General features: G+C 73.2%; 36 protein-coding genes. 29 read left to right on the top strand and 7 right to left on the bottom strand.

The genetic code is table 11. From position 1 onward, the window contains the following. The first annotated feature begins 94 nt into the window (after window positions 1–94). Window positions 95–727 carry a VVA0879 family protein gene (locus tag LZF96_RS13905; RefSeq protein WP_233871094.1) on the top strand — a complete coding sequence of 211 codons (633 nt, stop codon included), beginning with the start codon at window positions 95–97 and terminating at the stop codon, window positions 725–727. Further along, complete coding sequence (locus tag LZF96_RS13900; protein WP_233871092.1) at window positions 724–1,023, top strand: hypothetical protein; 300 nt, start codon at window positions 724–726, stop codon at window positions 1,021–1,023. Before LZF96_RS13905 ends, LZF96_RS13900 begins: the two co-directional genes overlap by 4 nt. Before the next feature lie 100 nt (window positions 1,024–1,123). Here LZF96_RS13900 and LZF96_RS13895 read toward each other — a convergent pair whose 3' ends face one another. Beyond that, on the bottom strand, window positions 1,124–1,738 hold the full coding sequence (locus LZF96_RS13895) for a GIY-YIG nuclease family protein (RefSeq protein WP_233871090.1): 615 nt from the start codon (window positions 1,736–1,738) through the stop codon (window positions 1,124–1,126). Between the two features lie 9 nt (window positions 1,739–1,747). Further along, complete coding sequence (locus tag LZF96_RS13890; RefSeq protein WP_233871089.1) at window positions 1,748–2,041, bottom strand: hypothetical protein; 294 nt, start codon at window positions 2,039–2,041, stop codon at window positions 1,748–1,750. Window positions 2,042–2,203: 162 nt separating this feature from the next. On the opposite strand from LZF96_RS13890, the gene LZF96_RS13885 reads away from it, so the two are divergent. From LZF96_RS13885 to LZF96_RS13865, 5 genes are all read left to right on the top strand, one after another. Beyond that, entirely contained in the window at window positions 2,204–2,884 is a 681-nt protein-coding gene (locus tag LZF96_RS13885; protein WP_233871087.1) for a WYL domain-containing protein, read from the top strand. A gap of 111 nt (window positions 2,885–2,995) precedes the next feature. After that, the gene (locus LZF96_RS13880) at window positions 2,996–3,736 is read left to right on the top strand and encodes a hypothetical protein (RefSeq protein WP_233871085.1); all 741 of its coding nucleotides are present in this window, start codon (window positions 2,996–2,998) and stop codon (window positions 3,734–3,736) included. Beyond that, window positions 3,736–4,269 carry a hypothetical protein gene (locus LZF96_RS13875; protein WP_233871082.1) on the top strand — a complete coding sequence of 178 codons (534 nt, stop codon included), beginning with the start codon at window positions 3,736–3,738 and terminating at the stop codon, window positions 4,267–4,269. Before LZF96_RS13880 ends, LZF96_RS13875 begins: the two co-directional genes overlap by 1 nt. Before the next feature lie 66 nt (window positions 4,270–4,335). Beyond that, a complete protein-coding gene (locus LZF96_RS13870) occupies window positions 4,336–4,785 on the top strand; it encodes a hypothetical protein (protein WP_233871079.1) in 450 nt (149 codons plus the stop codon). 17 nt (window positions 4,786–4,802) lie between these two features. Then, window positions 4,803–5,024, top strand: a complete 222-nt coding sequence (locus tag LZF96_RS13865; RefSeq protein WP_233871076.1) for a hypothetical protein — start codon at window positions 4,803–4,805, stop codon at window positions 5,022–5,024. Between the two features lie 163 nt (window positions 5,025–5,187). On the opposite strand, the gene LZF96_RS13860 is transcribed toward LZF96_RS13865, so the two are convergent. Next, entirely contained in the window at window positions 5,188–6,000 is an 813-nt protein-coding gene (locus LZF96_RS13860; RefSeq protein ID WP_233871073.1) for a GntR family transcriptional regulator, read from the bottom strand. A 132-nt stretch (window positions 6,001–6,132) separates the two neighbouring features. Here LZF96_RS13860 and LZF96_RS13855 point away from each other — a divergent pair, with 132 nt between their 5' ends. The 22 genes from LZF96_RS13855 (at window position 6,133) to LZF96_RS13755 (ending at window position 18,764) form a co-directional block, all read left to right on the top strand. Beyond that, the gene (locus LZF96_RS13855) at window positions 6,133–6,816 is read left to right on the top strand and encodes a hypothetical protein (protein WP_233871070.1); all 684 of its coding nucleotides are present in this window, start codon (window positions 6,133–6,135) and stop codon (window positions 6,814–6,816) included. Next, window positions 6,816–6,950: a hypothetical protein gene (locus LZF96_RS26585; protein ID WP_267940855.1), complete on the top strand. Its 135-nt coding sequence runs from the start codon at window positions 6,816–6,818 to the stop codon at window positions 6,948–6,950. Before LZF96_RS13855 ends, LZF96_RS26585 begins: the two co-directional genes overlap by 1 nt. A 248-nt stretch (window positions 6,951–7,198) precedes the next feature. Next, on the top strand, window positions 7,199–7,582 hold the full coding sequence (locus LZF96_RS13850) for a hypothetical protein (protein WP_233871067.1): 384 nt from the start codon (window positions 7,199–7,201) through the stop codon (window positions 7,580–7,582). Then, window positions 7,579–7,980, top strand: a complete 402-nt coding sequence (locus LZF96_RS13845; protein ID WP_233871064.1) for a hypothetical protein — start codon at window positions 7,579–7,581, stop codon at window positions 7,978–7,980. Before LZF96_RS13850 ends, LZF96_RS13845 begins: the two co-directional genes overlap by 4 nt. After that, window positions 7,977–8,270 carry a hypothetical protein gene (locus LZF96_RS13840; RefSeq protein WP_233871061.1) on the top strand — a complete coding sequence of 98 codons (294 nt, stop codon included), beginning with the start codon at window positions 7,977–7,979 and terminating at the stop codon, window positions 8,268–8,270. Before LZF96_RS13845 ends, LZF96_RS13840 begins: the two co-directional genes overlap by 4 nt. A gap of 85 nt (window positions 8,271–8,355) precedes the next feature. Beyond that, window positions 8,356–8,670: a hypothetical protein gene (locus LZF96_RS13835; protein WP_233871058.1), complete on the top strand. Its 315-nt coding sequence runs from the start codon at window positions 8,356–8,358 to the stop codon at window positions 8,668–8,670. Between the two features lie 84 nt (window positions 8,671–8,754). After that, complete coding sequence (locus LZF96_RS13830) at window positions 8,755–10,365, top strand: hypothetical protein (RefSeq protein WP_233871113.1); 1,611 nt, start codon at window positions 8,755–8,757, stop codon at window positions 10,363–10,365. Window positions 10,366–10,371: 6 nt separating this feature from the next. Then, entirely contained in the window at window positions 10,372–11,544 is a 1,173-nt protein-coding gene (locus LZF96_RS13825; protein ID WP_233871055.1) for a hypothetical protein, read from the top strand. Window positions 11,545–11,569: 25 nt separating this feature from the next. Further along, on the top strand, window positions 11,570–12,058 hold the full coding sequence (locus LZF96_RS13820) for a hypothetical protein (protein WP_233871052.1): 489 nt from the start codon (window positions 11,570–11,572) through the stop codon (window positions 12,056–12,058). A 4-nt stretch (window positions 12,059–12,062) separates the two neighbouring features. Beyond that, complete coding sequence (locus tag LZF96_RS13815) at window positions 12,063–13,316, top strand: hypothetical protein (protein ID WP_233871049.1); 1,254 nt, start codon at window positions 12,063–12,065, stop codon at window positions 13,314–13,316. Between the two features lie 79 nt (window positions 13,317–13,395). Continuing rightward, a complete protein-coding gene (locus LZF96_RS13810) occupies window positions 13,396–13,590 on the top strand; it encodes a hypothetical protein (RefSeq protein ID WP_233871046.1) in 195 nt (64 codons plus the stop codon). Between the two features lie 8 nt (window positions 13,591–13,598). Next, a complete protein-coding gene (locus LZF96_RS13805) occupies window positions 13,599–13,850 on the top strand; it encodes a hypothetical protein (protein WP_233871043.1) in 252 nt (83 codons plus the stop codon). A gap of 79 nt (window positions 13,851–13,929) precedes the next feature. Further along, window positions 13,930–14,466: a hypothetical protein gene (locus LZF96_RS13800; RefSeq protein ID WP_233871040.1), complete on the top strand. Its 537-nt coding sequence runs from the start codon at window positions 13,930–13,932 to the stop codon at window positions 14,464–14,466. 4 nt (window positions 14,467–14,470) lie between these two features. Beyond that, the gene (locus LZF96_RS13795) at window positions 14,471–14,881 is read left to right on the top strand and encodes a hypothetical protein (protein ID WP_233871037.1); all 411 of its coding nucleotides are present in this window, start codon (window positions 14,471–14,473) and stop codon (window positions 14,879–14,881) included. After that, window positions 14,871–15,194: a hypothetical protein gene (locus LZF96_RS13790; RefSeq protein ID WP_233871034.1), complete on the top strand. Its 324-nt coding sequence runs from the start codon at window positions 14,871–14,873 to the stop codon at window positions 15,192–15,194. Before LZF96_RS13795 ends, LZF96_RS13790 begins: the two co-directional genes overlap by 11 nt. Then, window positions 15,181–15,798: a hypothetical protein gene (locus tag LZF96_RS13785; RefSeq protein ID WP_233871031.1), complete on the top strand. Its 618-nt coding sequence runs from the start codon at window positions 15,181–15,183 to the stop codon at window positions 15,796–15,798. Before LZF96_RS13790 ends, LZF96_RS13785 begins: the two co-directional genes overlap by 14 nt. Beyond that, window positions 15,795–16,133, top strand: a complete 339-nt coding sequence (locus LZF96_RS13780; protein WP_233871027.1) for a hypothetical protein — start codon at window positions 15,795–15,797, stop codon at window positions 16,131–16,133. Before LZF96_RS13785 ends, LZF96_RS13780 begins: the two co-directional genes overlap by 4 nt. A gap of 83 nt (window positions 16,134–16,216) precedes the next feature. Then, entirely contained in the window at window positions 16,217–16,519 is a 303-nt protein-coding gene (locus LZF96_RS13775) for a hypothetical protein (RefSeq protein WP_233871111.1), read from the top strand. Continuing rightward, the gene (locus LZF96_RS13770) at window positions 16,516–16,920 is read left to right on the top strand and encodes a hypothetical protein (RefSeq protein WP_233871024.1); all 405 of its coding nucleotides are present in this window, start codon (window positions 16,516–16,518) and stop codon (window positions 16,918–16,920) included. The genes LZF96_RS13775 and LZF96_RS13770 overlap by 4 nt, the downstream gene beginning before the upstream one ends. A gap of 143 nt (window positions 16,921–17,063) precedes the next feature. Continuing rightward, window positions 17,064–17,777: a hypothetical protein gene (locus LZF96_RS13765; RefSeq protein WP_233871022.1), complete on the top strand. Its 714-nt coding sequence runs from the start codon at window positions 17,064–17,066 to the stop codon at window positions 17,775–17,777. A 148-nt stretch (window positions 17,778–17,925) separates the two neighbouring features. After that, window positions 17,926–18,261 carry a hypothetical protein gene (locus LZF96_RS13760; protein WP_233871020.1) on the top strand — a complete coding sequence of 112 codons (336 nt, stop codon included), beginning with the start codon at window positions 17,926–17,928 and terminating at the stop codon, window positions 18,259–18,261. Then, window positions 18,258–18,764, top strand: a complete 507-nt coding sequence (locus LZF96_RS13755; RefSeq protein WP_233871017.1) for a hypothetical protein — start codon at window positions 18,258–18,260, stop codon at window positions 18,762–18,764. The genes LZF96_RS13760 and LZF96_RS13755 overlap by 4 nt, the downstream gene beginning before the upstream one ends. Before the next feature lie 24 nt (window positions 18,765–18,788). Here the strand turns inward: LZF96_RS13755 and LZF96_RS13750 are convergent, their stop codons facing one another. The 4 genes from LZF96_RS13750 to LZF96_RS13735 are packed head-to-tail and all read right to left on the bottom strand — an operon-like array spanning window position 18,789 to window position 20,650. Further along, on the bottom strand, window positions 18,789–19,547 hold the full coding sequence (locus LZF96_RS13750) for a hypothetical protein (RefSeq protein WP_233871015.1): 759 nt from the start codon (window positions 19,545–19,547) through the stop codon (window positions 18,789–18,791). Continuing rightward, a complete protein-coding gene (locus LZF96_RS13745; RefSeq protein WP_233871013.1) occupies window positions 19,544–20,020 on the bottom strand; it encodes a hypothetical protein in 477 nt (158 codons plus the stop codon). Before LZF96_RS13745 ends, LZF96_RS13750 begins: the two co-directional genes overlap by 4 nt. Beyond that, a complete protein-coding gene (locus tag LZF96_RS13740) occupies window positions 20,017–20,316 on the bottom strand; it encodes a hypothetical protein (protein ID WP_233871011.1) in 300 nt (99 codons plus the stop codon). Before LZF96_RS13740 ends, LZF96_RS13745 begins: the two co-directional genes overlap by 4 nt. Before the next feature lie 28 nt (window positions 20,317–20,344). Further along, the gene (locus LZF96_RS13735) at window positions 20,345–20,650 is read right to left on the bottom strand and encodes a hypothetical protein (RefSeq protein WP_233871009.1); all 306 of its coding nucleotides are present in this window, start codon (window positions 20,648–20,650) and stop codon (window positions 20,345–20,347) included.

The raw sequence follows: 20,650 nt of genomic DNA, 5'->3' as shown, positions 1-20,650 counted from the left end.
CGCCACGACCCCACCGGCGTCTCCGGCACCGGCCACGTCGCCAACGGCATTCGGCGGGCGCGCACCTGACCAGCAGCCGGAACGGGAGAACACCATGAACACACGCACACGCGCACGCACACTCACCCAGGCCGAGCTGCACACCGAGGCCGAGGCCGTCTTCGGCGAGAATCCTCTCGACTGGGCGTTCGTGTGCCCGTCCTGCGGGGACACGGCCACCGGCCACGACTTCCGCGCCGCCCTGCGCGCCCACCCCCGCACCGACGTGGCCGGCGGCTCCATCACGGCGGGCCACCTCCTCGGCCGCGAATGCATCGGCCGGACCCTGGGAGCCCTGGAGGGGGACGGCCGATGCATCCGCGGCTGCGACTGGGCCGCCTACGGCCTCCTCTCAGGACCCTGGACCATCCTCTTCCCGGGCGGCGAGAAGGCGCACGCCTTCCCCCTGGCCAGGGGGAAGGCGGTGGCCACGTCCGACACCGCCCGCTCCGTTGTGCCGGCCACCGAGGAGCACCTCGCCACCGGCACCACCTGGCGAGTCGAGCAGTACGTCGCCGGGCACTGGGAGCCCGCCAGCTGCTCCAAACCGGCCTACGCCGACACCGAGGCCCGGGTGCGGTCGCTCACCAGCCGCGGCGTCCCCACCGACGAGATCCGCATCATCCGCCAAGAGGTCACCGAGACCGTCCTAGACACCAGCCCCACCACCGAGGAGACCGACCGATGAGCGACACCCCCGCCGCCCGGATGCGGGACGCCGCCGACTGCCTCACCCGCCCACACTCCCTGGTCGCCGACCCCCTCCGGCCCGCGCTCGCCGCATGGCTTCGGGACGCCGCAGAGGACGCCGAGCAGATCGGCCCCAACCCGCACGCGGGCACGGTCGCCGACGCGATCCTCGCCGAACCGAAGCGCCGGTGGGGCGGCTTGACGCTCAACCCGGCCAACGTCGTCCCCGCCCCCGAGCCCCCGCCCCGGATCATCCCCGTGCCCGTCGACCGCCACGGCCGCCCCCTGCGCTGACCCCGGAACACGCCGGTGCCCCCGGACTCCCCCTCGTGCGCACGAGAGAGACCGGGGGCACCGTTGGTTGTCAGTAGGCCCGGGGACGATGCCCCTTATGTCACGCGAATCGGGACGCTTCCCTCCTGCGGCCGGAGGAAGGAAGCTCTTCCAACTTCAGCAGGCCCAGGCGAACCGCATACGCGACGACCGCATGGTCGGCCCAGCGCTCCGGCACGCCCTCCGCCTCCTCGCGCCACACCCGCTCCCGCTCCGGGTGGGCTTCACGGACTCGACGCGCTGTCTCTGTCGCCTGCTGCCGGGTCAACTTCTCCACTCGCCCCCTGAGGCAGACGAAGGTGATTCGAGCCGGAGGCGGCGGCACTCGACCCGCGTACGGCCAACCCCACGCCCACTGGCACTCCACCCGCTCCAGATGTGCGGGGATCGCGGCCCGGGCATCCGCCGCACTCCCCTCGAACAGATCGCTGTAGACGCTGTTGTACAGCGGGCCCTCCCGCCGCACGGCGCGCATCTCCTGGAGTTCGGCCTCGGCACGGGTGGCGAACCACTCCACCGACTGCGTCCGGGCCAGCATCCACCAGGCCGCGGTCGAGTTGTGTCGCTGGATCCGCTGCTCGGGTTTCACGGCCACCCCGATGTAGAGCAGCCGGTCCCGCCGGTCGTAGATCCGGTATACCGCCGTGCGCCCGCGAGGGGGCGGGGAGTAGGTCACGTCCCGTCCTCACTTCGAGGTGCCGGTGCCGGGCTTCTTCCGGGCCCTGCGTGCGGGGGGCTTGCGCAGGGGTTCGACGCCCGCGGCCCGGGCGAGACGGCCGACGTGGTTGCGGTCGTACGGGCTGACGTCCGCGATCCGGCCGGGCGGGGCGTTGCGTTCCCGCTGGTGTCGGACGATCGCCTCGTGCAGCTGGTCGCGCTTCGCGTTCAGCGCCCCTTCCAGCTTCTCGTATTCGGCGGTGAGTCGGGTGATCTCCTCCAGGGCTTCGGTCTGCTTGTCCGGGTCATAGCTGGTCGACATGCCGCCGATGATGCCACGTGGTGTTGCAACTGCTTGTTTCATCTCTCCTCCTTCACGAAGCAACCCCTTGTTGCAACTCAAAGATACAACTTGACGTTGCAACATGAGGTTGCAATACTGGGGTCATCGCTAAGGGAGCACCACCCGAGGGGGACCACCGAGATGCGCCTCACCCGCCACCAGGCCAGCACCAACACCATCGCCGACCTCTACAAGGCCATCGACCGCCGCATCCCGGTGACCATCACCTACCTCAAGGAAGAGCGCCGCCGGCTCTTCAAGGTCGACGGCGAAGGCGACACCACCGTCGTCCGCTCCCACGCCACCGGCCGCCTGATCGAGACGGTCCGCACCGTCGAGCCCTACGAGATCGCCACCACCAAGACGGGCGACATCGTGGTGAAAGCGATCGACCGGGAGGCCGGCGAGTCCCGCACCTGGCGGATCGACCGCATCGCCGCCTACACCCTCCACCGCTCCACCACCTACGCCCTCCCCTCCCCGCTCGACGAGGAGGCCGAGATCGGCACGGACGCCTCCCCGGCCATCACCGCCGCGCTGCGCGTCGCCCACCGCCGCGACGGCCGGGTCACCGCCCCCGCGCCGGTAGTCGCCGACCTGATCGACCGCGAACTCGCCCGTCCCGACGGCGCCGGCGGCGCCGGCGGGCACGTTCTCACCACGGTCGGCGCCTCCGTCGCCGCCAACCTCCCCTCCGCAGACCGCACCCCAACCTTCACCAGCCCGGAGGAGCTGACCGCGTGGGAGATCGCCCGCGAGGACCGCGCGGAGGACCTGCGTCGCGACCTGGAGCGCGCCGACGCCCTGGCCGACGCCGCCTAACCCACCAGCCGGCGGACCCGCCCCCACCCTTCCCTCTCCGCGAGGGGCGGGCCCGCCACCCCGCTTGACCACCTCACCCACCCGCCGAACCACCCGCCCGAAGGAAGACCGATGCTCGCGACCGGCTTCGTCCGCTGCCCCCTCCCCGCCTGCCCCACCACCATCCCCCTCGGAGTCGGCGCCGTCCCCATCGGCATCGGCGACGACGACCACCCCGGCTCCCACGCCGCCCTCCTGGAGATGCGCACCCACTGCGCCGACCGCCACCGCATGACGCCACAGGAGACGGAGGAGGCCGGCGTCACCGTCACCCCGCCCGAGCCCATGCCCGTCGAGTGGTTCCGCGTCGGCCGCGCCTACGCCGACGGCTCCCCCTACACCGCCCCCGAGCTGCTGCGGTTCTTCGAGCCCATCTGGGTCGGCCACCACCCCACACGCGGAACCCTCCGCGCCGTCGGCTGGATGAGCAACGGCACCCTGGACGCCCCCTGGCACATGCAGACCCTGGACGGTGCCGACGCCTTCGACGGCTGGTCGGACGCCCGGCCCGCCGAAACCCACACCCCCGCTGCCGTCCACGCCCAGCACGGCTCACAACCCATCGACACCTACACCTCCGTCGCGGAAGCGCATGCGGCGTGCGAGGAGGAGCACCGCCTCGAATACCCCGCGTCCACCCGCATCACCTACCGGTGGGAGCCGGCCTCCTATGAGGAAGAGGGCGTCCCCATCACGGATCCGGCCGGCCTGCACTACGCCGCCACCCTCCACGCCACCATCAACGGCCAGCCGGAAGAAGCCACGGAGTACCACACCGAGCCCGTCTTCCCCCTCGGCACCCGGGACAACTGATGCGCACCCCCGAAACCACCGCCGCGTTCCGCCTCCGCGCCCTCGCCACCACCACCGTGCCCGGCCCGGACCACCGCACCACCATCGCCGACGCCCGCGCCGCCCTCACCCTCGCCCGCGAAACCCACCCCGACCACATCTCCCCCAGCGGCCACGACATCTCCGACCACGCCTACGCCGTTGTCCGCGACCAGCACCGCACCCACTACCTGGCACACCCCACTCGCTACACCCTCCGCAACCTCGAAGCGGCGCGCGCCCTGTGGGTCCGCCACCGCCCCGACCTGCCCGACGACTGGACCACCGGCCTCCCCAACATCTGGACCGTGGAGTACGAAGGTGCGCCCACCACCCGGTGGGCCGGCGAAGGCGACGCCCACGCCGAACTCGACGACCTCACCCGGGCGGATGTGCCCGGCCGCGCGTGGGACCTCATCCCCGACGGCCCCCACCACTGGGTCCAGGTGTGGACCTGCCCGGACACGGACCGCCCCCTGGAGGCCGGCCCCGGCCGCCTCACCCACCACCCCTGACCACCCCACCCGGCCCGGCCCCGCACCCGCGGGGCCGGGCACTTCACCGAACCGAACGGAGACCCCGTGTCATCCCGCCTCGCGCGCTTCGCCGCTGTCCACGCCGCACTCACCGCTTCCCACGAATTGGCGGACCACTGGGTGCAGACCGACGACGACGCCAACGACAAGGGCCTCGACGGGGCCGCCGGCCGCGCCGCGTGCCTGCGGCACGTCGCCACCTACACCGCCACCCAAGCCGCCGCGCTCCTCGCGCTGCGCCGCCTGGACCCCGGCCTCACCCCCGCCCGCATCACCGCCGCTCTCACCATCAGCGCGGTCACCCACTACGCCGCGGACCGACAGGGCGGACGCTGGCGCGACCCCAACCCCCGCGGCGTCGCCCGCCTCGCCCACACCATCGGCAAGAGCGGCTGGTTGACCCGGGACCCGCACGCCCCGTACCTGATGGACCAGTCGTGGCACAAAACGTGGCTCGGCATCGCCGCGGCGGTCGCCGCCGCAGGCCGGCCCTGAACCCCCGGGAGAACACCATGGCCACCACCCCGCGCGGCGCCTTCACCGGACGCCCCTGCCGCTCCTGCGGAACACGAATCCGAGCCCGCCTCTACCTGTGCGCCACCTGCTGGGACCGCCTCCCCGCCAACTCCCGCCGCGCCCTGTCCCACCGCGGTCCCACGGCCATGCGCCGCCTCCGGGCCCTGTACGACCGGATCGACGAAGGTTGGCCCCTGGAGGAGATCACCATCACCTGACCGCCTGCCCGGCCCGAAGTGTCGGTCGCGCGGCGCGAAGTGTCGGTCGCCGCCGCTACGGTGGAACCGCGCTTCACGCACGAGAAGGGGTGTGCCCCCGCCGATTCCCGCGGCGGGGGCACACCCCTTCTCGTGCCTGCACCAGGCGCTCGCCTACACCCCCTCACTCCTTCCGGTTCTTCACCGGCCGCCGCGCCGACGCATCACGCTCCACCGTGTACGCCACCGCGAACCGCTCAGCCGGCATCCGAGTCTCATTGACCTCGGCCACCACCTCCCGACCGCCGTCCGGCCGCACCGTCGAGGCACGGGTGACCACCAGCACCGGCGCCCCCGCCGGGAGCCGCAGCCGCTCCCGCTCAACTTCCGAGGCCGGGCGCGCGGAAATTGTTTCCCGCCACTCGATCGGCACCTCGAAGTGCCCCTCGATCCGGTCGTAGATCCCGCCCGGCCCCGTATCGGCGGCGCGCAGGGCGGGGATCGCGTCCGCCAGGGCGAGGGTGATGTAGCTCGTGGCGAGCTGCTCCGCGACCGCCGCCCCGGCCGGGCCCATCCCCCGATCGCGCACGATGACGTCCTGCCCCCGGGGCACGCCCAGAAGATCCGCCACATGCCCGGGCGGAACCCCCAGCCCCCGGCTCGGTTCACCGACCGCACGCCACGACTTCGCGTTCTGGTCGAAGAAGTACCCGAGCTGGTCGCGGTAGACGTGGCGGTCGCGGACCACCACGGTGCGCTCCGGAGGTCGGCGCGCGATCGCCGCCCGCCTCGGCCGCGGCGTCGCCCACCCCTCGGTCGCCAGCAGCCGGAGCGCCTGGAGCGCCGTTCCCGGCGCCACCCCCCACTCCTCCGCGAGCGCCTTGCCGGTCGGTAGCTCCGCGCCTTCCTCGATCCGGCCCGCCTCGATGTCCTCCCGCAGCGCTTCGGCGATGTCCCGATGCCCCCCCGATGGGGGGGTTCGGCCTCTGTGTCCCATACACACCTTCCGTGAACTAGTGCAGGCATCTTGAAATAGTGTAGCCTGCTCTTGCGTACAGAGAAGCCCCGGCGGCGTGCCAGCGCCATCCGGGGCCGGACCCACCCACACCCACTACGAAAGGGCAGATCCGTGGATCACTGTAGCCCCGCTGCACCAGCTCAGCCGGCTGACCACGTCGTCTTCGACGCCGACGCCACCACCACCGACGCCGCCTTCGAAGCCGTCCGCCGCGCCATCACCATCGCCGACATCGAGGACGCCGCGGCCCGCGCCACCGACACCGGCCCCCTCATCACCACCCACCGCAACCGGCCCGACGACCAGTGGGCCCGCGCCGCGGCCGAGAACGCCGTGCGCGCCGCGATCCCCGCCACCTGGCCCACCACGCACATCCTCAACATCCACTTCACCAACCACCACGTCGTGACGGTGGAGGAAACCCCCGGCGCCCTGGAGCCCTACGGCCTCACCATCTGGCGCACCCTCACCCTGGAGGACTGGCTCATCGACCCCGAGGCGCGGATCGGGGACCTCCACCTCGTCGCCGGCATGGGCGCCCACACCCCGGCTGACGCCGACGCCCTCCTGACCCGCATCACCGACTGGTCCAACTCGGGCGCCCCGGCCTCCGACCTCGACACCCTCACCCCCACCAGCCCCCTCCCCACCCCGACCGGGACCGGGACTTCGCCAGACCCGACCGTCGGTCTCAACCCCACCGGACGCCCCCGCCGCAGCAGCGCCGGCACCCGCCGCCGCAAGGCCAAGCGCACCACCGCCCTCACCCGCACCCGCGGAAGCGAGGCCGTGTGATGGGACTCTTCCGCCGCCACCGCTGCGTCTGGGACGACGTCCACACCCCCGGCAGCACCCAGCCCACCGGCCTCCAGCAGTGCCACCACTGCCACTCCACCCGCACCAAGCCCCGGCAGGAGGCCCGCAGATGATCCACCACCCCGACAGCCAGACCCCGCCCCTCGACAGCCCGCTCGCCAACGACGACGAACTGGACCGCGCGATGTTCGGCCCCTGGGACGACGACCCCGACGAGGAGTAGCCCCGCGCGATGCGCATCACCTCCCGACCGGCCCTCACCGCCGGTTGCGCGGACGTCTCCTGGGCCGCACACCGCCGATAACCCCACGGCCCCGGGCCACCCGGCCCGGGGCACCAACCCCCGAAAGGACCCCGCCGCATGCGCTACACCACCGAACAGATCACCGCCCTCGTCGAGCAGACCAAGCCCTACCACCACCCCCACTTCGTCAGCGCAGCCCCGAGCGACCTCACCGGACACATCCGCTTCGTGCTCCGTGCCTTCACCGGCACCGAGCCCGAGCCCACCCGCCCCCCGGAGTCCTACCACCACCTCAACCCCGACATCGACGCCGCCGCCAGCCGCTTCCTGGGCGGCATGTACGACTTCGCGCACCGCACCTGGCGAGAGGCGTGCTACGTCCGCGCCTACAAGGACGCCGCCGGCCCCGACACCATCCGTGCCTGGACCACCCACCAGGAGACCCGCCGGGCCCTGGAGAAGGCGTTCACCGCCGCCACCCCCGCACCCACCGATCAGTGAGCACCCGAGAGGACACCGACATGACCGGCACCCCGGACCGCATCGAGTACCTGTACGAGCTTTGGGACGCCAACTGGGACGACGGCCCTCTCGGCAACTACAAGATCCTCCGCCACCCCATCGTGAAGAAGACCCCACGGCGGATCTACTTCACGTACTCGGGCGGCCGGAGCGGGTTCGTGGACCGCCAGCGGATCGAGGCCGACGGCGAGGTCTACCACGGCATCACCCTGCGCCGTCTGCACCTGACGCCGCCGGAGATCCCCAGCCGCCCCAAGCGGCCCACCCTGCCGGAGCTGCGGGCCGCGATGGCTGCCGCGCACCCCGACCGGGGCGGCAACGACGAGGCGTTCATCGCCGCCCGCGCCCGCTACGAGGACGCCCGCGCCACCCCGTGACCACCCACCAGGAGACCCGCCGGGCCCTGGAGAAGGCGTTCACCGCCGCCACCACGGCACCCGACGGCCAGTGGCGAGCCGGCCTCGCCCGCCTCGTCGCCGACCTCGCCGACCTCGCCGGGCTCGACAAGGAGGCGGCCAAGTGGGGCTACCACTCCCTCTCCGACTACGACCGCAGCTGGGGCGGCAAGCCCCCGGCCCAAGGCGAGATCACCGACCTGATCGAGCAGCAGAACGACCACATCAAGCGCGTCGCCCACCTCGCGGGCGACAACACCCACCCGGCCTGACGGTTGCCCGATCCGCCCGACCCCGAGCCGGGCGGTGAAGGGGAGCCGGACAGCCCGGACCTATCACCCACGAAGGAGCACCACCATGCAGACCACCCCGACCGCCACCGCCTGGCCCACCGGTGTCATCGCCCGCTACCTCACCACTGGCGGCACCACCGTCGACATCACCGAGCGCTCCGGCCACTACGGCGTCAAGCACCCCACCGAGCACCTCGCCACCTGCCACGGCTGCGGCGAGACGCACACGGAGGACTGGGGCTGGGACGCCCAGCACGACGCATTCGGTACCGGCCCGCAGCCGGACTTCGACCCCACTGGGGAGAGCCACCTCCCGGCCGCCAAGCAATGGACGCAGGCTCACGCCGAGCGCTGCCGGGCCCTGCCCCGCCCGGCCTGACGGCTCCCCACGCCCCACCCGACCACCGGCGGGTGGGGCGGGGCGACGAGAACCGCCAGACCACCCCCGGAAAGGAACACCCCGATGTTGGACAGCGCGCGCACCGCCGCCGCCTGGGCCACCGACCACCCCGTCCCCGCCGCCCTCGCCGCCCTCCTGGCCCTGGCCCTGGTCGCGCTGGCCTACGTCACCGCCCGCGCCATCCTCCGCGCCACCCTCACCCACACCACCCGCGCCGCCCGCGCCCTGCGCACTTCGCTCACCGGCACCCCCCGCTCCGTCATCGCCGCCGCCATCGCCGCCGCCATCTGCACTGCCTACTCCGCGGACGTCGCCTGGCGCTTCGCCGCCAAGCACTTGGAGATGGACTCCGTCGAGGAACGCGTCATCATGTTCGCGGCCGGGGAGATCGCGCTCTTCGCGACCGCCCTCATGGCCCGCGACAACGTGTTGAAGACCGGTGTCCCCGGCACCCCCGGCACCCTGATGTGGGTCATCACCGGCGCCCAAATCCTCCCCTGCTTCATGGTCACCGAGTCCATCGCCGCCGGTGCGGTCCGCGCCTTCTTCGGCCCCGTCGCCGCCGGCCTCCTGTGGCACCTCGCCATGGGCATCGAACTGCGGCACACCGCCCCGGAGATCCGCCCCAACAGCCTCCCCGCCATCCTGCTGCGGGAGGCCCGCGAGCGGCTGCTGTCCTACCTCGGAGTCGCCACCCGCAACCGCAGCGCCGAGCAGATCGCCCGCGACCGCGCCACCCACCGCGCCGTCGCCTACGCCGCCCGCCGCAAGGCCCTCGATCACCGCCGCCTCGTCGCGTTCCGCCGACTCCGCGAATCCATGCTCGACACCCGCACCGCCCGCGCCGTCGCCCGCGCCGACGTCGGCGTCGACGACGAACAGCGCGAGGTCCTGATGAAGCGGCTCGCCGTCTTCCTGAACGCCGGGCAGCTCGCCGGCCTGAACCTCTCCTCCCCCTGGCAGCCCGTCACGGACGCCGTCGCCCCGACGGTGTCGTTGGAGAAGGCCCCGGCGCCCGACGCCCGACCCGCCGCCGTCGCGCCATCTCCGTCGCCCGCCGCGCTGCCCGTCGCCCCGACGACGACGGCACCCGTCGGCGGCACCCGACGCCCCGTCCTTCCGGCGGCCGACGTTCCCGCCGTCTCCGCCGTCTCCGTCGCCCCGACGCCCGACACCCGACGCCACGGCACCCCCGACGACGACGCCCCGACGGCGGCCCCCGCCGTTCCGGCGGCCGCCGCCCCCGCCGACGTCCTGGCGCCCGCTGTCCACGTCACCCCGACGACGGCGACCCCTGCCATCCCGGCGCCCGACGCCACGGCCCCCCGCCCCGACGGCACCCCGACGGCGGCACCCGCCGCCACCCCGACGCCGACGGCCGACGGCGGCACCCGCCGCCCCACCCCCGACAACACAGTCCTCTACACCACCCCCGACGGCGTCGAGTACACCAACCCGGCCGAAGCAGCGATCCGCCCCCTCTACGAACAGCTCAACGGCGGACGCCCCACCACCCGCCTCATGCGCGACGCCCTCCTCGCTGCCGGCCTGGGGGACAGCGAGTCCACCGCCCGCGACGCCCGCAAGCGCATCGAGAAGCGCGAGCCCCACCTCAAGCAGCGCCTCCCCGCCCTGCACGTCCAGACCATCGACCTGCCCGCCACCGGGAGCTGACCACCCATGACCACCCACCCGCACGACGGCCTGGACGCCTGGGAGGACCTCCTCACCGGCACCCGTAGCAGCACCACTGCTACAGCTACACCGCAGGTAGCAGCCCCCACCTCCCCTTCCCCGGCCCGTGCGGGGGAGGGGAGTACCCCGGCCCCCGCGGGGGCCGGGGAAGGCGTGCTGCCGGCCGGGGTCCGCCGGGTCCGCCGGGCCTCCCTCTCAGGGCCGCAGCCGATCGAGGACCTCCTCGCCGGACAGGACCAGGACGCCCGCAGCCCCCGGCCCGCCGGTGTCCGGCCGCCCGCCCCGGCCCCGGTTCCGGTTCCGATGGCCAAGCCCGCGACGGGCGCCGCCGACGGCAGCGCCCGGGCGACGGCGACGCCCGACGACGACGGCACCCCGACGGCCCCGGCGGGCGACGGCCCCGACGCCCGCCGGCAGAGCGACGCCGACGGCGGGGGACACCACCCCCGACGCCCGCCGCCCGGCCGACGCCACCTCGCCCGACGACCCGACGACCCGACGACTCCGGGCAACGACGACACCCGACGGGAGACCGACGACGGCGGCCCGACGACGCCGGGGCCCGACGGGGGACAGGCCGACGGCACCGACACCCCGACGGACGACGCCGGCGGGGAGGAGACCGGCGCCCGACGACGGCGCCCCTGGCGACGCCGCCCGACACCCGCCCCCGACGGCACCCTGACGGGCGTCGACGGCGTCTCCCGACGCGAAGCGTTCGCCGAAGACCTCGCCCTCGCCCGCCGCGACTGGGCCGACGCAGCCGACGCCGCCCGCGAAAGCAAACAGATCGTCGTCCGCCACACCTGGGACACCGTCAAGGAAGCCGCCCCCGACTACATCCGCATGGACCGCGTCCGCTCCTCCACCTACTACGTGTCCGCCGCCGCCGCCGGAAACCTCCCCACCCTCCTCGGCCACCCCGACCACGCCCTCCCGGCCCTGGCCACCCGAGCCCTGGAGAGCATCACCGCCAGCCACAGCATCAGCGGCGCCATCGTCCTCGCCGTCCTCCTCGCCGCAGCCACCTGGTTCCTGTGCGCCTACCCGACCCGAGAGTGGCCCGCCCCCCTCGCGTGGGTCTGCCGTATCCCCACCGCCTCGGTGGTCCTCGGCAGCCTCCTGTGGGACCCCGCCTGGAACAACCTCAACCTCTGACCAACCGACCCCGAAGGAAAAGATCGTGCACACCCTCCTCGCCGCCGCCCCGACCGCCGCGCCGATGTTCTTCGACGATCGCCCCGACGGTGCCTTCGACGGCGAGTGGACCGGCAGCCTCGGAACCGGCGGCCTCGCTTTCGCGCTCCTCGTCATCCTCCTCCTGGGCACCCGCAGCGGCGCCAAGCACCAGATCAAGCCCCCTCTGGCCATGCTTCTGGGCTTCGTGACCAGCAACGTCCTGGCCGCCGCCGGTGGCGCCTGGGCTCTGCTGTCCGACCTCATCCACCAGGGCCTGGCCGCTGCCGGCCTCGGCTCCGGCCTGGGCCCGCTCGGAGACATCGGCATGGGCTCCGTCGCGATCGTCGTCCTCGCCGTCGCCTGGTTCGTCAACCTCCGCTCCCGCGCCGCTGCTTGGGTGGGACTCATCGGCGGCATCGTCTTCGCCGCCGCCGGGGGAATCTGGGGCTCCGTCGCCTACGTCGCCGCCCAGCTCGCCGGAACGATCGGCTGACACCATGACCACCCACGCCACGGCGCCCGACGCCACCCCTGCCCCGCCGCCGTCGGCCCCGACGCCTGCCCGTGCCGTCCCGGCAGCGGGCCCGACGGCCGCCCCGGCGCCCGACGTGCCCGACACTGCCCCCGACGCCCCCGACGCCGACGGCGGGGAAGCGGGGGAGCAACCGCCCCGACGCCCCCGGCACGTCCTGCGCACCACCATCCACGTCGGGGCGACGACCGTGCGCCTCGCCCTGGACGGCGCCGCCCGCCTCGGCCGCGGCGCCCTGCGCGCGATGGCCGCCTACTACCGCCGCCTCACCCCCGTCAGCAAGGACACCTCACGCGGGCGCCGGATCCTGGCCTACCTCGCCATGACCCTCCCGCTCCTCGCCCTGACCACCCTCCTCGCGTCGATGCCCTTCTGGTACCTCGCCCGCGTCGGGTTCCTCGGCAAGACCACCGGCGCACTCGGGCTGCTGCTGCTCCTGATCCTCATCGGCCTCCCGCAGTCGCGCGGCCCGGCAGGGAAGCCGGGGGAGGCCGGCGCGGGCGAGGCGGGGGAGCAGCACCCCGCCGCCCCGGCCTCCACCGTGCCCGGCCCCCACCCCGCCTCGACCACCCCGCCCGCGGGGAAGCCCGACGACGACCAGCCGGAGCAGCAGACGGCCGGGTGGTGGGCCCGCTTCCTCGAGCACCTCCGCACCCGCGCCGACCGGCCCCTCGCCCACCACGCCCACACCACCCCCAACGACCAGGAGCGGGGAGGGATCGACCCTCTCCTCCTCCTGTGCTGGCACCTCACCGCCGACCGCCCCGGCGTCCACCTCAAGACCCTCGCCCTTTCCCTCAACGCCGCCGGCGCCAACCCCCCCATCGACACCCGAGGACTGGCCGCAGAACTCACCCACCTCGGGGTCCCCACCCGCCGCTCCGTGAAGGGCTACTCCCGCTTCCCCTACACCCCCACCGGCCACCTCGACCCGACCACCCCCCGCGGCACCAACTGGGGCGTCCACCGAGACGACCTCCAAGCCGTCGCAGGCCCCCAACCCGAAAACATCCCCCCTGCCGTAGCAGCAGCCGTAGCCGCATACGAAGAACCCACATCTACGCAGGTCACACGGGCCGTAGCGGAAGCTGCTACGGCCGTAGCAGCCCCTTCTACGCCCCCCGCTACGCGCCTTCCCCGCCCCGCCCGGCAGGAGATCGGACACGGCGTGGTCGTCCACCGCAACCCCACCGAACCAAGCCGGCACTACACGGTCTGACGGCCGCCCTCCGCACCCCCGGGCGGGGTGCGGAGGGGAGCCGGACAGCCCGGCCCCAACCCAACCGAAGGAGCCCACCGTGCCGAAGAACACCGACACCTACCGAGTCGACGTCACCCTCGAACTCCCTGACGGCCGCAGGGTCACCGACTCCGCATCCGCCCTCGACATCAACGCCTGCGGCCAGGACGGCGTCGCCGGCGCCGTCGCGAAGGAAGCCCTCGAGCGGAACCCCGGCGCGAAGGTCATCCACACCACCTCCACCCGCGCCTGACCCATCACATGACTGCGGGGCGGCCCCGCCTACCAAGCCGGCCGCCCCGCACACCCCCACCCACCCAACCGAGAGAGAGCAGGAGCCCCCACATCATGGCCGACAAGAAGCCCCCGCACGAGAAGCACATGCTGCGCCTCCCCGCCTCGTTCGGCAAACAGACCGACCAGCAGACCACCAGCCACCCGTCCATCTATGACGCGCGTGACGGCTGGTGGAAGACCGACCAGCAGCGCCAGGAGGACCAGCGCCGTCGCTGACCACACCCACCACTCGGGGCGGGCCCGCCCCGAGTGGTTCGGTGGGCCCGCCCCGTCCCCTTCACCTCCGAGGAGCACCGTGCTGTCCGCCACCGCCACCGCCACCTACTACGACCGGGCCCACACAGCCGGCCACACCACCGACCTCGCCCGCGCCACACTCGACCAGGCCGTTGAGGAACACCGCGACGGCCGCACCCCCGAACCCCCCGACACGGTGGCCCTCGCCCGCCTCACCGACCCCGCCACCGCACCCCAACCCATCCCCCACACCCTCGTGGACACCGCCCGCACGTTGACCGCCCACGGCCACCCCGACGCCTGGCAGGCGATACGCGCCCTCCTGGACCCCCTCGGCCCCGGCCACCCCTGGCCCCCCGCCCACATCGCCGAACAGCTCCCCCGCCTCGCCCGCCTCACCCGGGCCGACGACGACGGCCGCACCTTCCGCCTGGCCGACGTCGCCGCCTGGTACCGATCCCACACCGCCGACCAACCCACCCCCACCCCCGCGGGGCGCCCGGCCGGGCCGATCCGCCGCACCCTCACCCGCACACTCACCCGCGCCCGCGCCCGCAGAACCCACACCACACCCACCACCCACACGGCAGGATGAACCCATGAACACCCCCACCCAGTCCGAGGACATGCCTCTCGCCGATGTCCTGTCCATTACCACCGGCCGCCTGCTGAGCCACGACCACATGGGAGGCGTCTACCGCATCCTCGGCCACATGACCGGCCAGGACCTCATGACCCACCAGCTCCCCCGCGCCACGGACGCCTGCGCGCCCGCCCTGCTGGAGCAGCACCCCCAGTTGGCCAGCGTCACCCCGCCGGAGACCACCGACACGGCTGACCTGTACGCATGGCTCCTCGCCACCGAGAAGGAGCACGGCACCACCGTCCCCGTTCTCCCCCTCCCGCCCGGCGTCTGGGAGCACCGGAACCCGATCGAGGAGCTGTGCGACAGGGTCGGCGCCGAACGGGTCGTCGTCCTCCCAACGGAAGAGGACAGGCGTGACCGCTGATCTCCTGCCCCTCGCTGTCCCCCTCACCCTGGGCCTGGCCCTGTTCGTGGGCCTGGCCGTGAAGTTCCTCGTCTCCGCCCGACGCGCCCTGCGCCCGGTCTCCATGGCGTGGGAACACACCAGGGACACCCTGCTCCTCCGAACCCGCGAGGCCGCGGTGGCATCCCGGCCGCACGCGGACCACCTCCGCATCGCCGTCATGGAGTACGAGCTGCTGGGTATCGAGCCGGAGCCCGGCACCGCCGCAGCAGCAGCCGTCGGTTTTCACCGCTTCGCCAACCAGTTGAAGGAGGCACCCGATGGCAACCGATGAGGCCGACCCCATAGCAGTGGCAGAAGTTCTGCTCGTCGACATGGCCGCCGTCTTCGATGCCGACATGGACCGCATCCGTGACCTCGGGCGCCGAACCGAACTCGAAGCGGTACTCGCGGCCCACCTCGCCGAAACCCTGTACCCCGGCATCTTCAAGGCCCGCGCCGACCACGACAAATACTTCTGGCAGGCGCAGGCCATCGGTGTGCCGGAGGACCAGGCGAGAGCGGTCCTGGGCGCGGTCGTGGCCGAGGCGCGGGAGTGCTGGGCGCAAGTCGATGTCCACGCGGTCGCCCATCGCCGCCTGCTGGAGGGCGAGGAGAACCGGCCGCCGGAGGAGCTGCGCACCATCGCGCGGGAGATGCACCATCACCCGTACAGCTGGCTGGGGGACGATCACCCCGAGGCCGTGGACGCCACCGCCCGGGCGCTCGCCACGCTGATGCAGGCCGAGGCCGACCCCGCCGAACGCCTCCCCGATCCCGCGCGCGTACTCGGCACCCTCACCGGCCCGCAGCGCCCTCCCGCCGGCCCGCGGCACACGGACGGGCGCCCCGCCTGGCAATCCCCCTACGGACCACCCCGACTTCGGGAGAAACGATGAGCTACGACATCTCGCTGCACGCCTACGTTTCCACCGGTGGCCCCGAGCCGAAGGAAGTCTGCGTCGCCGAAGTCGGCGACTACACGGCCAACGTCGCCCCGATGTGGGACAAGGCCCTCGGCCACCCGCTGCGCGACCTCACGAAGCGCCGCGCCGGTGACGCCCTCGACGTCCTCCGCAAGGGCATCGCCGCCATGGAGACCGACCCGGACACCTACCGGGAGATGAGCCCGCAGAGCGGCTGGGGGAGCTACGAGGGTGCCTTGAAGTACCTGCGAGATCTTCGGGACGCGTGCGCTCTTCACCCCAACGCGCAGATCTACGTCCTCGCCTGACCTACCGGCCGGTAGAAGTGCCGGTGCCCTACCGGCGGGAGACACCTACCAGCCGGTCCAACCCCACTCCGAGAGGAACCCCGATGGCCTACAACCCGCCGACCGCCCACCGCCCCACCGACCCGCTCGCCTACTTCGCCCCCTACCCCGGCAGCCCCGAGCACGAGCACGCCGCTCGCGTCCACCGGGCCCGCCTCGCCGAACTCGCCAACACCCAGCCCACCGCCCCGCCCCGCTCCCCGCTCACCCCGCCCGACGGCCCGGAACACACGCCCGAGTACGAGTCCATGGTGGAGGCCAACCGGTCCGCCGCCATCGCGCACGAGGAGTGGAAGGCGATCACCGCCCGCCGCGCCCGCCACACCCCCACCGGTGACGACCGGTGACCCGCATCGCCACCACCGAGCGCCTCCCCGGCCACCTGGCCGAGGATCTCGCCGAAGGCCGCGACGCCCTCATCGCCGCGCTGGGCGCGCTCGCCGACGTCGAACAGCGACCGAGACTCCGGAAGTTGTACCGGGACCTGTGCGGGGAGGTCTTCGCGAGCACCACCGGAGACGAGCTCCCGGCCGCCCGGGCGAACTTCGCGTACCGCAGGGCGGACGACTACTACCGCCGGCGCTGGAACGAGGCGTCCGACAACCCCCTGCCGGATTGGGAGGAGCAGATGCAGGTAGTCAGCTCCATGTACTTGGCCCGGCGCGCGGTCCACGGGTGGCGCTGGCCCGGCGCCTGGGACGCGGCGCTGCGCCGCACGCCCCCGCCCGGCCCGGTTACCTACGAGTAGAGGTGGTCCCCGTCCACCGGCGGGCAAGACCTACCCGCCAGTAGACCCGGCGATCGGGTCACAGCCCCGTCACACCGGCCCCGCCACACGGCGGGGCCGTCTACGTTCGGTCCCGAACCGCTCACCCGCCGAACGGAGTACCGATGCACACCACCACCCGCACCCCCGCCCGCACCCGCGCCCGCGTGCGGAGGGGCCGCACCCTGGCCACCGCCGCCGCCCTGATCCTCACCCTCGCCGCCTGCGGCAGCGGGGACAACAGCGACGGGGACGGGGGCGATGGGAACGGAGGCGACACCGGCGGGGCGGACACCGCAGGAACCGGAGGCAGCAGCAGCGGCGGCGGCACCCCCGAGCCCCCCGCCACCGGAGGCGCCGGCGACACCGGCGGCACCGCGGGCAGCGAAGGCCCCGGCGACGGAGACGACGACAGCGGCAGTACCGGCGGCGCAGCCGTCACCGACCTCGGCCAAACCCACACCCTCCACCCCTCCGACGGCCTCACCCTCGCCATCGACGTCACCCTCGACCGCATCCTCACCCCCAACACCGAGGTCGACGGCTCCGGCTTCGGGACAGACGGCGACGCCGACCACGCCCTCCTCACCATCACCATGACCAACCCCGGCAACCAGCCCATCCCCCTCGATGCGGTCTACCGCGAGTGCGTGGTCGACGGGCAGGTCGCGGAATACGAGACGTGGGAGGGCATCACCACGGAGTGGCCCGGCATGGTCCCCGCCGGCGGCGAAGTCACCTGGGCCCCGACCTGCCGGGTTGAGGACGGCGAGGAGCTGACGTTCTCGTTGACCGTCAACAGCAGCGACACGGTGTGGTGGACCGGCCCTCTCCGCTGACCTCTTCTCCGGGCCTACGATGGGGGCTCCGGCACCCCGGGGGCCACCATCGGTGAGCCGGCACCAGCCGGGCCCGCCCCTCGCGCCGTCGCAGCCGGCCAGGGGCGGGCCCGACACCGTCCCCCGCACAGCAGCAGCAGGAGGAGCCGTGGCCGAACAGCACCCCACCACCGACGGCGATGGCGCGCCCGACCACCACGACGACGGCGACGGCCAGGGGACCGAGCGGCAGTGGAAAGTCGTCTTCCACACCGACACCGGCACGCAAACCCTCGACGTCACTACCCGCGAGTCGGACGAGCAGACCCTCGAAGAGTGGCTCGCCTCCAAGCTGGAGCAGCGCATGGAGCCCATCGCCCTCGACGAGCAGCACACCGTGCTGCTCCCCGCCGCGCCACGCTTCGCCGCCTTCGAGACCGGGGACGGCGGGATGATGCTCCTGCCCACCGCCCGGATCACCCGAGTCGACGTCACCCCCCTATGACCGACCCGAACCTGGACCCGGGTGGGATCGGGGAAGCCGGCGTGCACCTGCGCGCCCGCACCCTCATCCACCGATCCGACCCCCGCATCCCCCACCTCGAGGAAGAGATCGCACGGCACTTCCCACCCGGCACGTCCCCCGACCGGATCCACTGGGAAGCCGCCGTCGCGATCGCGTGGGGGGACGCGCGTGCGGAACTGGAGACGCGCGCCACCCGCGCCCGCCAAGCCGCAACCGGCCGGGAGCCCGCCGGCGACAGTGACGACCAGGAGGACGACCCCATGCCCCACCTCCCGGCTCGCCCCGCCGCCCGGCGAAGCCCGGCCCGGCGAGGGCGCACGAAGTGGGGCGGCCCCACCCCCGTCCCCCAACCCCGCTGGGAAGACCGCCCCGTCCGCCAGCAGCTCGCCATCGCAGCCGTCACCGTCATCGTGGTCCTCACCACGATGGCCGCGCTCCTCGGCCTCATCCAAGCCGCCGTGGACGCATTCCCCCGCCCCTGATAACCCCCCCTTATCGCACCACGGCTATCGCACGCGGCGGACCTCCAACAGCGAGTCCGCCCGCATCTCCGACACCGTCGCGGATGAGGCCCGCTGCCCGAACCGCACCCGCAACCACCCACCCTCGGCCACGGTCCGCAGCACCCCGTGCTCCACCACACTCGCGGAGTTCCCCGTCTCACTCGCGTAGTCCCGCTCCGCGGTCCACGGCGCCCCGACCGTCTGCATCATCGCCGTCCCCCCGGCGATACTGCCCCCCGACCCCAGCCCCGGGCCCAGGACCCACCGCACGCCCTGCGCACCGGACGGCACCGACCACGCGACTTTCACGTTGCCCCCGCCAGTGTTCGCCCCCCGCACCCCACAGGCCAGCAGCACCCGGTACGTCGCCCGCGCCGCGACCGGCACATACAGCTCCTGGTCATCCACCAGCGCAGTCGACGACGCAGGGGTCTGCTGGTGCTCGCCCTTCACCACCACCTGCACATCCGACACGGCCTCGTCGAGCGTGCCGACGATGACGTACCCCCGCCCCCCTGCAGGAAGCATCAGCACTCGGTCCCCGGGCTGCGGCCGGTACGGCGCGAGCGCCGGCCACCGCCGCACCGTCACCCTTGACTCACCGTCGAAGACCACCCGCGGGGAACGCGCCCACGGCCCCTCCGGGTCGTGGGCGTAGTCGACCGTCGCCAGGCGGTTGGGGCGGTCTGCCGACGACGATTGCCGGGAAGCATCCACGTACCCGGCGATCGTCGTCAGCAGCCCGTCCGGTCCCTGCCTCACGGCTGGTGGTCCTCGGTGGAGTCCTCCTCACCACCACCGGGCGGACCGGGCCACCCCGGGCCCGGCTCCTCCGGCTCCGGCGGCGGGCCGGGGTCCTCCCCCTCCTTATCCGGCGGCGGCCCCTCCTCGCCCGGCTCACCCTCGCCCGGCCCGGTGGGCGGCGGCGGAGGAGGCGGCGGCGGGGGCGCGAGGTTCACCGGTCCATCGTCGAATTCGGCGATCAACTCGGTGTGCTGCTGCCCGCAGCGCCCGCACACGGCCTGGTAGATGCCGTTCACCGGGACCGGCAGACTCACCGGGTACGGCTGTCCCTCCACCGGGCACCCCTCGGTGCGGCAAGTCGCGACCGCGTCGATGTGCGGCCACTCCTCCGTGCTCTCGGGGTAGGCCCGCTCCCCTTCCGGGAGGTTCTGCTGTACCAGCATCTCCTCCCGGAACTCTTCCGCCTGCTCCTCGAACTCGGTGTGCTTCACGGTTCCCTCCACATCAGGACACTGATATTCGTCTCAACGCTGTTGGTGCGGTGGATCCACACCTGACACCCCGTCGCCGACAGAGCGGCCACGGCCACCTCCACCACCCTGGTGCCGGGCACGGAGGTGTGCGCGGTCGCCTGCGCCCGCACCGCCCCCCGCCCCCGCAGAGTGACGCCGGTGACCTCCACCATCGTCGGCACCCCCGGCTCCGGCGTCACCCGCACCACCGTGTGGAAGATGTTGCCCGCAGTCAGGGCACCGGTGACGATCAAGTCGCCGTCGATGACAGTCATCCCGCACCACCTCCTTCCTCTCGCCCTCTCATGTGCGGTCGCGGATCGCGAGCCACTGCACGGACGTCGTCGCGGTGGAGTTCCGGAAGATCCACACGGTGAAGCTGCTGGTCGTCACCGACGCCACCGATGCCTCGACGACCAGCGTGCCGGGCACCGTCGTCATCGGCGTCACCCACGCCCGCACCGTCCCCGTCCCCGCCAGGGACAGGCCGGTGACCGCAGCCGAGGTCGGGGCACCCGACACGGGGGTGATCGCCACCACCCCGCGCGCGATGTTCCCCGCCGACAGTGCCCCGCTGATGCGGTAGTCGTGCTCCATCACCGTCGTCAC

This window comes from Streptomyces sp. ST2-7A, assembly GCF_021390475.1.
Lineage (GTDB): Bacteria > Actinomycetota > Actinomycetes > Streptomycetales > Streptomycetaceae > Streptomyces.
Note: the sequence above shows the minus strand (reverse complement) of the source record. Positions and strands in the feature narration are given on the sequence as shown.